The 13309-nt window shown below is 71.6% G+C and carries 8 protein-coding genes and 1 tRNA gene; 1 reads left to right on the forward strand and 8 read right to left on the reverse strand.

Annotated elements, in window-relative coordinates; genetic code table 11:
* Positions 1 to 1807, forward strand: a 1807-nt coding sequence (locus CCR87_RS02800) for a TRAP transporter permease (protein ID WP_201155945.1), incomplete at its 5' end; no start/stop codon positions are given.
* 559 nt (positions 1808 to 2366) lie between these two features.
* On the opposite strand, the gene CCR87_RS02805 is transcribed toward CCR87_RS02800, so the two are convergent.
* The 8 genes from CCR87_RS02805 to glgX form a co-directional block, all read right to left on the reverse strand.
* Complete coding sequence (locus CCR87_RS02805; protein ID WP_338048862.1) at positions 2367 to 3935, reverse strand: pyruvate kinase; 1569 nt, start codon at positions 3933 to 3935, stop codon at positions 2367 to 2369.
* Positions 3936 to 4025: 90 nt separating this feature from the next.
* Positions 4026 to 4958, reverse strand: coding sequence for a UDP-2,3-diacylglucosamine diphosphatase (locus tag CCR87_RS02810; RefSeq protein ID WP_201155947.1), 933 nt, complete (start codon positions 4956 to 4958; stop codon positions 4026 to 4028).
* On the reverse strand, positions 4955 to 6040 hold the full coding sequence (locus CCR87_RS02815; RefSeq protein WP_201155949.1) for a glycosyltransferase: 1086 nt from the start codon (positions 6038 to 6040) through the stop codon (positions 4955 to 4957). Before CCR87_RS02815 ends, CCR87_RS02810 begins: the two co-directional genes overlap by 4 nt.
* Positions 6041 to 6646: 606 nt before the next feature.
* A complete protein-coding gene (locus CCR87_RS02820) occupies positions 6647 to 8062 on the reverse strand; it encodes a bifunctional enoyl-CoA hydratase/phosphate acetyltransferase (RefSeq protein WP_201155950.1) in 1416 nt (471 codons plus the stop codon).
* The gene (gene fabI / locus CCR87_RS02825; protein WP_201155958.1) at positions 8049 to 8807 is read right to left on the reverse strand and encodes an enoyl-ACP reductase FabI; all 759 of its coding nucleotides are present in this window, start codon (positions 8805 to 8807) and stop codon (positions 8049 to 8051) included. The genes CCR87_RS02820 and fabI overlap by 14 nt, the downstream gene beginning before the upstream one ends.
* Before the next feature lie 13 nt (positions 8808 to 8820).
* On the reverse strand, positions 8821 to 10539 hold the full coding sequence (locus tag CCR87_RS02830; protein ID WP_201155952.1) for a PHA/PHB synthase family protein: 1719 nt from the start codon (positions 10537 to 10539) through the stop codon (positions 8821 to 8823).
* Positions 10540 to 11091: 552 nt separating this feature from the next.
* Positions 11092 to 11167: transfer RNA gene (locus CCR87_RS02835), tRNA-Ala, on the reverse strand.
* A gap of 247 nt (positions 11168 to 11414) precedes the next feature.
* Positions 11415 to 13309 (reverse strand): glycogen debranching protein GlgX (gene glgX / locus CCR87_RS02840; protein ID WP_201155954.1); only part of this gene is annotated, 1895 nt, incomplete at its 5' end.

Below are 13309 nucleotides of genomic sequence, written 5' to 3' on the forward strand. Positions count from 1 at the left end.
GCTGGGCTGGCTCGACTGGCCGCTGGCGGTCGCGGGCGCGGCCAGTTCCCTCTATCTGCTGGTGTTTTTTGATGAGATCTTCATCCGGCGCGTCGGCTTTCCCCAGCCCATCGACTACATCATCGGCATGATCGGCATCATCATGGTGCTGGAGGCGACCCGCCGCACCATGGGCGAGACGCTGGCGGTGATCGGCGCCGCGGCGCTGATGTACGCGATCTTCGGACCCCTCCTGCCCGGCGACCTCGCGCATCGCGGCTACGGCATCGTGCGGCTGGTCGAACACCTCTATCTGGGCACCGAAGGGATCTACGGCATCGCGCTGGGGGTGGTGGCGACCTTCGTGTTCCACTTCGTGCTGTTCGGCGTGCTGGCGCAGGCATCGGGGCTGGGGCAGCTGTTCATCGACCTCGCGAGCATCGTGGCCGGGCGCTACACCGGGGGGCCGGCCAAGGTGTCGGTGGTGTCCTCGGGATTCTTCGGGATGATCTCGGGCTCGCCGGTGGCCAACACGGTCACGACGGGCGCCTTCACCATCCCGCTGATGATCTCCAAGGGCTTCTCGCCGCGCTTTGCCGCGGCGACCGAGGCGTCGGCCTCCTGCGGCGGGCAGGTGACGCCGCCGATCATGGGGGCTGCGGCCTTCGTGATGACCGAGATGCTGGGCGTGCCCTACAACGAGCTGATCCTGATCGCGATCATCCCGGCGGCGTTCCACTACCTCGCGACCCTCTACATGGTGCATCTGGAGGCGCGCAGGCTGGGCCTGTCCGGCATGGACCGCGACGCGATCCCCCAGTTTCGGGACGTTCTGGTGCGCAGCTGGCACCTGTTCATCCCGCTCATCGTCATGGTCACGATGCTGCTGATGAAGTTCACGCCGTTTCTGGCGGCGTTCTGGGGCATCGTGCTGACGATTCTGTGCTCCTACATCCCCATGGTGATGCAGGCGCTGGGGCTGGGGTCGCGGATGGACCGGGCGTCGGCGCTGACGCCGCGGCGGCTGACCCGCGCGCTGGAGACCGGCGCGCAGCAGTCCATCGCCATCACCGCCGCGTGCGCCTGCGTGGGCTTCATCCTGGGCGTGACCACGCTGACGGGGATGGGGTTCAAGTTCGCGGGCGTGGTGCTGGATTCGGCCGGTGCGCTGGGGGTGTGGATCACCGCGCTCGACCCGCTGGGGGTGCTGCAGCAGAACTCGGTCACGCTGTTCTTTGCGCTGATCTTCGTGGCGATGGCGTGCATCCTGATGGGGGCGGGGCTGCCGACGACGCCGACCTACATCATCCTGGCGGCCATCGCGGCGCCGGCGCTGCAACAGCTGGGCGTGCCGCTGCTGGCGACGCATTTCTTCGTCTTCTACTATGGCGTGCTGGCCGACATCACGCCGCCGGTGGCGCTGGCGGCCTATGCCGCGTCGGGGATCTCGCGGTCGGACCCGATGCAGACGGGGATGACGGCGTTCCGGCTGTCGATGGGCAAGGCGCTGGTGCCGATGATGTTCATCTATGCCCCGGTGCTGCTGTTCATCGACTTCACGGTCTACGACTTCGCGCTGGCGCTGTCGTCGGGGGTGCTGTCCATCGTGGCACTGTCGGTGGCCTATATCGGCTTCTTCCAGGCCCCCGTGCAACGGTGGGAGAAGTGGGTCCTCAGCCTCGCGGGGCTGGTGCTGGTGGCGCATGACCTGCTGGCGGTGGGGCTGGCGGGTGCCGTCGTGGCGGCCATCCTGCTGCGCAACGCAGCCCGGGCGCGCAGCGATGCAGCCCGCGCCGGGGCCTCGCCCTCCCGCCGCGCTCCGCCATGATCGTCCCTTGCCGCGGGGGGCATGGGCCACCAGGGCGCGCGGCACGACGACATGTCCCGCAACAGGTTCCGCAGGGGGGCGGGCGGTCCCGGTGCCGCCCTGATCCCGGCGGACCGCACCGATGCTACGTCCGGGGCAGGACGGCCGCACCGGGATCACCGGCGGCGGCCTCGGCGACGCTCGCGGGTCGGTACCGCGCGCCACGGCTTACGGGCCGAAGGGGGCGCAGCTGCGCGACAGGCACGGCATGGGCGGCGGCCACACGGGTACGACGGACCGTCTGCGGCCGCGCAACCGCCGCAGGCGCGCGATGTCCCTGCCGCTGGCGCCGCCGCGCGTGGGCTTCACGGATGCGCCGATGCCGTTTCAACGGCTTTTGCGGGCGATTGCGCCGGTGGCGGTCCCCGGTGGCACGCTGTGCGCCCCGCCGATCACACAGTCGCACCCTGGCCCCGATGGCCAACCGCACCGCCGGTGGCCCCTTCCCGCGCCTGATCCGGCCCCCCTTTTCGCAAACCCCACGCCCCCGCCGCGCAGCGCAGAGGCGGACCCCGGAGGCTCAGACCTGCGGTCGTACCGGCGTCGCACCGTGGCCGGAACCGGGCTCCAGGCCGGATGGCGCCCAGGCGTTGAGGCGGCCCATGCGGGGTGTCTTCTTGTGCTGATGGCGATCCATGCGGCGCAGCACGTCACGCAGGAAGGCGATGCCCTCCACCACATGCGGCCCCTTGTTGAGCATCACGCAGTCGGCCCGCTGCGCCATGGCGGCATCCGTCGCCTCGGCGCGGCTGGCAAGGCCCTGCTTGACCAGCCCCTCCAGCACCTGGGTGGCCCAGACCACCGGCACGCGGGCGGCTTCGCACAGCCACAGCATCTCCTCCTGGATCTCGGACAGCCGGTCGAGGCCGATCTCCACGGCCAGGTCGCCACGGGCGATCATCACCGCCAACGGAACGCGGCTGCCTGCCTCGACGATCAGCCAGGGCAGGTTCGCGACCGCGCGCGGCGTCTCGATCTTCAGCACCACGGGCGGCAGGGGGCGGCCGTCGGCCTCCTGCTCCAGCGCACGGAGCAGATCGCGCACGTCCTCCACCGTCTGGACAAAGGAGAAGCCGACCATGTCCGCAAGCCCCGCCACCGTGCCCAGCCGCGTCCGGTCGATGTCGGTCAGCGCCGGCACATCGAGGCTCCGCCCCGGCAGGTTCACCCCCTTGTCGGGCTTGATCCGGCCGCCCTTGATGCGCGCATGCGTCACCTCCAGTTCGACCAGCATGCCGATGCGCCCGATCACGCGCGCCCGCAGCACCCCGTCGTCGATCCAGACGGGATCGCCGGGCGCAAGCCCCTCCAGAACCTCAGGATGCGACAGGCTGGCGGTATAGAGCTTCGGGCGGCCCTTGCGCGCGACCGGGATCAGGGGGGCAAGGGCGAAGCGGTCGCCGGGGTGGAGGCGGATCTTCTCGCGGCTGTTGACCGCCGTGATCCGCAGCTTGGGCCCCGCAAGATCCATCATCAGGGGGACGTGCCGCCCGGCCGCGGCGGCGGCGGCGCGGACATGGGTGGCCATGCGCACCCAGGCATCGGGGCCGTCATGGGCGGTGTTGATGCGCAGGCAATCCGCGCCAGCCGCGATGACGGCTTCGGCAAAGGCGGGGTCGTCGGCCGCCTCGGACGGGAGGGTCACCATGATGCGCGTCGAGGGGCTGTCGCCAAGGGCCGCGCCGAACAGCGCGTCGCGGCGGTCCTCCAGCACCCGCGCGGCATCGGTAAACGTCGCCGCACAGGGGTGCCGCACCCCCGGCACACCCGCAAGAACCGCCAGCGTCGCCATCACCGCGTCGATGGAGGCCAGCACATGGCCCTCGCACCGCCCCAGAGTGGACAGGCCCAGCGCCGCCAGCGGACCCTGCAACGCATCCAGATCAATCTGCCGCAGCGCCAGCCAGGCGGCGAGGTTGGCCACCGAATCGCCCAGCCCGGCGCCGCCTGCCGCGCCCGGCCAGTCGGCCAGCATTCGATCCGCGCGGACCTGCACCTCGGCGCGCAACTCCGCCACCGCCCCGTACACCGCGCGGGCGCGCGCGTCCTGTGTCCCGGCCGCAGGGCTGGCACCATCGCTCACCGTCACGTCCGACCTCCCTTCGCTTCGCTCCCGCCCGCGCGTATCCCCGCAGCGTAACGGTGCGATGACGCCCCGGCTGCGCGACCGACGGGGGCGTCATGCGGGCACCGGGGCGCACCCCTGCGGGGGTCCCGCGGCCGGACGCGATGCAAGCCCCGGAAACGCCTCCGTCGGACGCCACAGCGCATGGATGAGGCGGATCAGCCGCGCGGCATCGGCATCGCGCACCGCCAGGGCGGACGGGGCCGCCATGTCCGGCCGCCGGGGCGTGGCCGGCCAGCGCAGGAGCTCCAGCCGGCCCTCGCGGGTCTCGGCGATGGCGCTGTGGTGGCCATCGGTGGCCCGTGTCCAGGCGCCACAATTGGCCAGCACGCGGCCGCGGCGATGGTCAAGCAGCGGGACATGGCTGTGGCCAAAGACGATGCCGTCCACCCCCTCGAGGGTCGCCCGGCGCAAGGCGGCGGTGGCATACCGGTGTGCCAGACCACCGCCATCGCGCAGAATGGCGCGCCCCAGCGACCAGCGGCGGCCAGCGCGGGGCGGCCGGGCCAGCCCGGCCTCGGTCAGCGTGCCCCACAGGCGGTCCGCCAGCTTCGATCCGCCCCGGCGCAGCATTCCGTCGAACTGGTCGCCGTGGGTGACCAGCAGCCGCGCGCCCGCGGCGGTGCGATGGGTGCAGCGCTCCTCGATGCGGATGCCGAAGCGGCGCAGGATCAGCGGGCGCAGCAGGCGAGGGAGGATCTCGCGCAGCTTCTCGTCGTGGTTGCCGGTGATCAGGGTGATCCGCACCCGCCGCCGGCGCAGCACCATGAGGGTGTCGACAAGGTCGCAGCAGTCCTGCGTCCAGTGCCAGCGCTTCTCCAGCTTCCAGCCGTCGAGGATATCGCCGACGAGGTACAGCTGATCGATCTCGCAGGTTGCCAGCAGGGCGTTGAGGGCGGCGACGTCAGCCCCCTTGTAGCCCAGGTGCAGATCCGAGACGAACAGCGCGCGCAGCCGGGGGCGGGCGGCGGCGGGCACGACGCTCATCCCCGCACCTCGGCGCAATGGGCAAGGAAGGTCGCGGCCACCGCGTCCCAGCTGTAGCGGTCACGGACATGGGCGTGGCGCGCGCGGGGGCTGCCCGGCGCGGCCAACGCCCGGCGGATCGCGCGGCCGAGATCGGCGTCCAGCGCGCCCAGGCACGGGTCGGTGACGATGTCGCGCGGGCCGGGCACGTCGTGGGCGGCGATGGGCAGCCCCGAGGCCAGCGCCTCGATCAGGACGAGGCCAAAGGTGTCGGTCCGGGAGGGAAAGACGAACACATCCGCCGAGCGATACGCCTGCGCCAGCGCGGCCCCCGTCAGCAGGCCGCGGAACGACACATCCCGGTAGCGCTGGCGCAGGGCGGGCAGCTGCGGGCCGTCACCCACAACGACCTTGCGCACCGGGCCGGTCTCGGACTCGGACAGCGCCAGAAACGCCTCGATGTTCTTTTCGGGTGCGATCCGGCCGACATGGAGCAGCACCGGCACATCGCCCCGGGGGCGCCGCGCCCCGGGGTGAAAGAGACCGCAATCGACCCCGTGCGACAGCCGTGCGAACCGGCCGGCAAAGCCCCAGTCGCGCAGCTGCGCCTCGACCGACGGGGTGGCCACATGGGTCAGCCGCGCCGGCGCGTGGAACCGCCGTGCCACCGCCGCCGCGCCGCGCGCCACCGCGCCGCCCAGCGGGCGCGGCGCACGCAATGCCGCATAGGCCGGGAAGTTGGTATGAAACGCCGTGGAAAAGGGCCGCCCCCGGCGCAGACAGTGCCGCCGTGCGGCCCAGCCCAACGGCCCCTCCACCGCGACATGAACCGCGTGCGGCGCAAACGCCTCGATCATCGCCGCCAGCCGCCGCCGCGGCGCCAGCGCAAGCGGTATGCCGGGATATCCCGGCAGCGGCAGGGTGACGAAATCCGCGGGCCCGATCACCTTCACCACCCGACCCTGCCCGCAAAGGACGCGGGCGATGTTCTCGTAGCTGCGCACCACGCCGTTCACCTGCGGCGCCCACGCGTCACTGACGATCAGGATGCGGCCGGGCAGCCCTGCGCCCCCGGCATCGGGCGGAAGGGCGGGCGCGTGCACCGGCCCGACGCATCCAACCGGATCGCGCGCCCATCCCGCCAGGCCCCTGCCCCCTGTCGTCGTGCCCGCGATTGCACCCATCTTCAGCGCCCCAAGCTGCCTGCGTGCAGGGCAAGGCGCCCTGCCTGTGGCGACAGCCATGCCGCCCCCCCATGACAGCAGCATGTCAACCGCAGCGCGGCGGGCAACGGCGCGGCGGCCATGCAACACCCGCCTGCGATGCCGACCGGGCGCCGGCATCCGCGATGCGCGCGCCCCCTGGCCTGGCGGGCTGGCGCGGGGTGTCCTGTCCGGGGTGCGGCATCATCGCCCCGTCGCGCGCGGCAAGGCCCGCTCGGCCCCGCCCGTCCACAGCGCGCCGGGGACATCGGAAGGGTCCGGCACCCCGCCCCCGGGGGACATCCGCCGATCGCTGCGTTGCCGTGATCCGCCGACGCGCACCGGGCGGTATGGACGGCGGAGGGTACGGGCGGCGGGGGGGGCCGTGCCATGGGCCCGGGCGCCCATGCGGTGTGCCGGGCCGCTGCCCCGGCCAACCGCAGCCCAGCTGCCGGGCAGCCCCGGCCCTGCCCCCGGCCAGTCCCCGGCACATCCCGGCTGTCGGCGTCACCCGGGGTCGACGGGCAGGGCGGCTGCCAGCAGCCGGGCCAGCGCGGCAGAGGCGAGGCGGGCAGCGGGGCTGTCGGACCGGCTGGTCAGCATGATGGGCACGCGGGCACCGACGGCCACGCCCGCCGCCTCGGCCCGGGCCAGATGGATCAGCTGCTTTGCGATCATGTTGCCGCTTTCGAGGTTGGGCGCGACCAGGATGTCCGCGCGCCCCGCGACATCCGACACGATACCCTTGGCCGCCACCGCCTCGGGCGAGATCGCGTTGTCGAAGGCCAACGGCCCGTCGACCTTTCCGCCGGTGATCTGGCCGCGGTCGTGCATCTTGCAGATCGCCGCCGCCAGCAGGGTGGACGGCAGCTTGGCCGTCACCGTCTCCACCGCCGACAGCAGGGCTGCGCGCGGCGTCCCGATGCCCAGCGCGCGGGCCAGATCGATGGCGTTCTGCACGATGTCGGCAAGCGTCGCGAGGTCGGGGGCGATGTTGATCGCGGCATCCGTGATGAAGACCATCCGATCGTGGTCGGGAACGTCCAGCGCAAACACATGGCTCAGCCGACGCTCGGTCCGCAGCCCGTGGGCGCGGTCGAGCACGCACTCCAGCAACTCGTCGGTGTGCAGCTTGCCCTTCATCAGCGCCTGCGCGCGGCCCTCGCGCACCAGCGCCACCGACGCCTCGGCCGCGCCGTGACTGTGCGGGGCGTCGACGATGCGCGCAGGATCGAGCGTTGCGCCGGCCTCGGCCGCGGTCGCCAGAACCCTGGCGCGCGGCCCGACCCAGATCGGGTCGATCAGCCCCGCCGCCTCGGCCTGAAGCGCGCCCACAAGGCTGAGCGCATCGCAGGGGTGCACCACCGCCGTCGGCAGCGGCGCAAGGGCGCGCGCCCTGTCCACCAGGTCGCGGAACCGCGCGCCGGGGGTGTGCAGGCGCACCATCGGCAGGGCGGTCACGGCGCGGCGCACCTTCTGGCGCGGGGCGAGGACCTCGGCGTGTCCCTCGATCACCGGCTTGCCGTGCTGGTTGCGGCACAGGCAGTCCAGCGTCACCCGCCCGGTGTCCCGGTCGATCCGCGCCACCGTCACCCGCGTGGTGATCGTATCCCCGATGGCCACCGGGCGGCGAAAGTGCAGCGACTGGTCGGTATAGATCGTCCCCGGACCCGGCAGGCGCGTCCCCAGCACCGCCGAGATCAGCGCACCGCCCCACATGCCATGGGCGATCACATGGTGGAACGGCGTCGCATCGGCATAGGCGGGATCCAGATGCGCGGGGTTCACATCGCCCGACATCACCGCGAACAGCTCGATGTCGGATCGGCCGAGGACGCGGACCATTTCGGCGCTGTCGCCCGGCGACAATTCGTCCAGCGTGCGGTTCTCGATCAGTTGCGGGGTCGGATCACATCCGGACATGGCGCCCCCCGTCGATGTGGGTGGTGGTGCCCGTAACCCCCGCCGCGCGGTCCGAGGCAAGGAAGGCGGCGACCGCGCCGACCTCGTCGATCGTCACGAGGCGGCGTTCGGGGGCACGGCTGCGGGCCTCGGCCATCAGGCCGTCGAAGCCGTCGATGCCGGAGGCGGCCCGGGTGGCGATGGGGCCCGGGGACAGCACGTTGGCCCGGATCCCGCGCGGCCCCAGCTCCACCGCGACGTTGCGGGTGACGGCCTCCAGCGCGGCCTTGACCGGGCCCATGATGTTGTAATGGTCCACCACCTTCTCGGCGCCATAATAGCTGACGGTCAGCAGGCTGCCGCCATCGCGCATCAACGGCTCGGCCGCGCGCGCCAGCCGCAGGAAGGAGTGGCAGGAGATGTCCATCGCCTGCGCAAACCCCTCGGCCGAACAATCGACCACCCGGCCGTGCAGATCCGCGCGCGGGCAGAAGGCGACGGAATGCAGCAGGAAGTCCAGCCGCCCCCAGCGCGCGGCGATGGCGTCGAACACCGCGCGCTGCTGCTCGGGCACCGAGAGGTCGAGCGGCAGCAGATCGACCGCCCCCACCGCCTCGGCCACCGGGGCCACATGCGGACGCGCGCGCTCGTTCATGTGGGTCACGATGATGCCGGCGCCCTCGCGCGCAAAGGCCGCCGCGCAGCCCGCCGCGATGGACTGCGCATTGGCCACGCCCACCACCAGCCCGACACGGTTCTCCAGCATCATGGCGGCGCTCCTATTTCTGAAAGACATAGGTACCGGGCGCATCGCCCAGCACGTCATACCCGGCCGCGGCCCGCCCCATGGGCGGCGGCGCCCCGCGGGGGGCGGACCGGTCCTTCAGCCAGCCCGACCACCCCTCCCACCAGGACCCGTCCCGCACCGGGGCGGTGGCGGCCCAGGCGTCATGGTCCTGATACCGGGCCGCGTGGGGCGTCGTGGCCATTCGGTAATGGCGGTGCCGGTGTCCGGGCTCCGAGATGATGCCCGCGTTGTGGCCGCCGCTGGTCAGCACGAAGGTCACATCCGCGTCCGTCAGGTGGTGGATCCTGTAGACCGAGGGCCAGGGCGCGACGTGGTCCCTTTCGGTGCCCACGGCAAAGATCGGCAGCTCCAGATTGGTCAGCGACAGGGTCTTGTCATCGATCCGGTATTTTCCATGCGCCAGCCGGTTTTCCAGAAACAGCGCCCGCAGGTATTCCGAGTGCATGCGATAGGGCATGCGCGTGGTGTCGGCATTCCAGACCATCAGGTCGGTCTGCGCCATGCGCTCGCCCATCATCGTCTCGTGGATTAGCCGCGACCACACCAGGTCGTTGGACCGCAGCATGGTGAAGGCCCCGGCCATCTGCGCCCCGTCCAGGTAACCGCGCTGCCACATCAGGTCCTCCAGCAGCGCCACCTGCGCCTCGGAGACGAACAGCGACAGCTCGCCCGGCTCGGAGAAATCCACCTGCGCCGCCAGCAATGTCATCGACGCCAGCCGATCATCGCGCGCGCGCGCCATCGCCGCCGCCTGGATCGCCAGCAGCGTCCCGCCCAGGCAGTAACCGGCGGCGTGGATGCGCTGCGCCCCCGTGATCGCCCCGATCGCATCCAGCGCCATGCGCGGCCCCTGCTCCAGGTAATCCCGCATCCCCAGATCGCGGTCCTCGGCGCCCGGGTTGCGCCACGAGACCATGAACACCGTATGCCCCTGCCCCACCAGCCAGCGCACCATGGAGTTATGGGCCGACAGATCCATGATGTAGTATTTCATGATCCACGCCGGCACGATCAGGATCGGCTCGGGGTGGACGGTCTCGGTGGCGGGGCTGTACTGGATCAGCTCGGCCAGATGGCTGCGGGCCACGACCTTGCCCGGCGTCGCCGCCAGGTCGACCCCGGGCGCCATCCCGCCCGAGGCCCCGGGGGGCGTGCCCGCGGCCTCCGCCAGCAGGTTCATCAGGCCCTGGACCAGGCTGGCGCCCTGCGTGTCACGGGCGCGCGCCAGCACCTCGGGGTTGAGGGGGGCAAAATTGGTCGGCGCGACCGTGTCCAGCGCCTGCCGTACCGCAAAGCTCAGCGCGGCCTCGTTGCCCGCGGACATGCCCCGCACGTCCGTCGTGGCGGCCTGCCACCAGTCCTCGGTCAGCATGAAGCTGTCGCGCAGCACGCAAAAGGGTGGCGTGTCCCACAGCTCCGAGGCAAACCGGCGGTCGGTCGGCACGGGGGTCCGTGCCGTCGGGCTGAGCGCGCGCGCGGCGACCACGGCCGGGGCCTGAAGCGCCTTTTCGGCCAACATCATCTGCTTTCCCGGCGCCGTGCCAAGATGCATCGACCAGTCCGCCACCGCCGACCAGAACGCCGCCGGCGCCAGCCCCCCCGTTGCCTGCCCGATCAGCGACCGCACGCCCCGGTCGACAAGATCATGGTACGCGCGCGCCACATCGGCAGTGGGAGTTGCATCCGTCATGGGGTTCCTCGGTTCTTACCCTTTCCGGCAGCATCGCAGCTGTGTGTGACAGTTCCAGTGCAATCGCAGAAATTCACGGCCCCGCGCCCTCGACCGCTCAGATCCATGGCAGGTGCGCGGCAAAGGGGGCGCTATGATTTCAACATGGATGCAGATGCTTGCCGCAACGGCACGCCCTGCCGAACCCGCCACGCCGCATTGCTGCATGCGCAGCATGAGCGGCTCGGTCGATGCACCGCTGTCGATGCCCCGCCGGGGGGCTGAAGGCTGAGCGAAACGCCCGCGCAGGCCCGCACGGCGCTACGCGCACCTCAAGCCACACCACCCGTCCGCGCGGCGGCCAGGGGTGTCAGGGACCTGTCATGCCCGGGGGATTGCGCCTGTGTGCCGACCGTCAGTCGGGCAGCACCTCAACCCGCGTAAGGTCGGGAAACCGCCGGTCCCGAAGACCCGCGCCATCGGTCGACGCCGTAGCCTGCTCCGGGCTTCGCACCATCAGGCGAGCAGCCGACCCTTCGATCCCTGCAATCGCCGAATTTCCTTGCGTCATCCTGGTGGAGCCAAGCGGGATCGAACCGCTGACCTCTTGAATGCCATTCAAGCGCTCTCCCAGCTGAGCTATGGCCCCACTCGAGGCGCTAGTTAGGCGACGGGGCGCGGCAGCGCAAGCGAAAAATCTTCGGGGTGGCGCAGGTCTGGCACCGGGCCGGGGCGGTCGGTGCACAAGGCCGGGCGCAGCTGCGGCGTGCGGGGCGGGCGGTGGCGCGGTGGCTGTGGTCCAGACTCCGTCGGCGTCCTCGGGGGGCTTCGGGCACACCCCGGACAGGCGGCGCCGCTGTCCGTGGCGCGTGATTCGCGGCGCGCGGTGGCGCCCGTCAGGCCCCGGAGCCGCGCGGCGGGTCCACCGCCGCCAGCACGAAGGCCGCGACCGAACGCGCGGCGATCGCGGCTGCGCCGCCGTCGCTCAACTCCGGCGCGGGCACACCCGTCGGGAGATCGGTATCGAGGGCGCGCGACCAGCACCACCCGTCCGGGGCCCGCGGCAGGGTCACGCGCAGCCCCTCGCCCGCGTTGAAGACCATGAACAGCGCCATCTCCAGCACCGCCCAGTCCGGGGTGCCCGAGGCCGTGCGCATCTCCACGCAGACGGTGGCGAGGCCCTCGGCCTCCCAGTCGTCGGGGGTCATCTCGCGGCCGTCGGGGTGCCACCAGAACAGATCCGGCAGGTCGTCCACATCGCGCATCTGGCTGTGCAGGAACAACCTCTGGCGCAGGATGGGGTGCGCGCGGCGGAACGCGACCACCTGGCGGGTGAACGCCAGAAAGGCGGTGTCGGCGCCGTCCCAGTCGATCCAGCCGATGGGACCGTCCTGGCAATAGGCGTTGTTGTTGCCGGACTGGGAGTTGCCGATCTCGTCCCCGGCCAGGATCATCGGCGTGCCCTGCGACAGCAGCAGCGTGGCCATCAGGTTGCGCCGGGTGCGGGCGCGGGCCGCGCGGATCGCGGGATCGTCGGTCGGCCCTTCCACGCCGTGGTTGTGACCGAAATCCGCGTGGTGGCCGTCGCGGTTGGCCTCGCGGTTGGCCTCGTTGTGCTTGGCGTTGTAGCTGACGACATCCGCCAGGGTGAAACCGTCATGCGCGGTGACGAAGTTGACCGAGCTGGTCGCCGCCCGACCCGAATGATCGAATTGCAACGCGGATCCGGTGATGCGCGCGGCCAGATCCGGCGCCGTCCCCGCGTCGCCACGCCAGAACCGGCGCGCGCCGTCGCGGTACTTGTCGTTCCATTCCGCAAAGGGATGGGCAAAGGCGCCCAGCTGATAGCCGCCGGGACCGATGTCCCACGGCTCGGCGATCAGCTTGGTGCGGCGCAGCACAGGGTCCTGGCGCAGCGCGGTCAGCAAGGGCGCGTTCTGGTCGAACCCGTGGTTGCCGCGCCGGCCCAGCGCCGCGGCCAGATCGAAGCGGAAGCCGTCGATGCCGATCTCCTCGGCCCAGTACCGCAGCGAATCCATCACCAGCCGCAGCACCATCGGATGATCGAGGTTCAGGGTATTGCCACACCCCGTGTCGTCGATATACCGCCGCCCGCCCTCCGCCAGCCGGTAGTAGCTGGCATTGTCGAGGCCGCGAAAGCTCAGCGTCGGGCCCAGTTCGTTGCCCTCGCCGGTGTGGTTGTAGACGACGTCGAGGATCACCTCGATCCCGCGGGCATGGACCGCGGCGACCATCGCGCGGACCTCATCGAGGGTGTCGGTCCCCAGATAGCGGGGGTCGGGCGCGCACCACGCGATGGGCTGGTAGCCCCAGTAATTGGTCAGGCCCCGCTCCACCAGGAACCGGTCGTCGACAAAGGCCTGGAGCGGCAGCAACTCCAGCGCCGTGACGCCCAGATCGGCCAGGTGATCGAGCACGCGGTCGGAGCCGAGCGCCGCCAGCGTGCCGGGCGCCTCCACCCCCGGCATGCGCATCGTCAGGCCGCGGGCATGCGCCTCGTAGATCACGGAGCAGGACAACGGCGTGCGCGGGCCGGGCGCGGCGGGGGCGTGGGGCGCTTCGACCACGCATTTCGGCATGTGCGGCGCGCTGTCGTCGGAGTTGCGCGTCAGATCGGCGTCGCCCCCCCCCTCGTCGTGGCCCAGCATCGCGGGGTGCCAACCCACCCGCCCGGTCAGGCGCCGGGCATAGGGATCGATCAGCAGCTTGGCGGGGTTGAAGCGGTGGCCCGCCTCGGGCGCAAAGGGGCCGTGCGCGCGCAGGCCGTACC

Source organism: Rhodobaculum claviforme (assembly GCF_016653255.1).
Lineage (GTDB): Bacteria > Pseudomonadota > Alphaproteobacteria > Rhodobacterales > Rhodobacteraceae > Rhodobaculum > Rhodobaculum claviforme.

Coding starts and splice junctions, on each gene's coding strand:
- CCR87_RS02820 (WP_201155950.1), bottom strand. CDS start 8,062: ATGTCCGGATGTGATCCGACCCCGCAACTGATCGAGAACCGCACGCTG.
- CCR87_RS02810 (WP_201155947.1), bottom strand. CDS start 4,958: ATGAGCGTCGTGCCCGCCGCCGCCCGCCCCCGGCTGCGCGCGCTGTTC.
- CCR87_RS02830 (WP_201155952.1), bottom strand. CDS start 10,539: ATGACGGATGCAACTCCCACTGCCGATGTGGCGCGCGCGTACCATGAT.
- fabI (WP_201155958.1), bottom strand. CDS start 8,807: ATGCTGGAGAACCGTGTCGGGCTGGTGGTGGGCGTGGCCAATGCGCAG.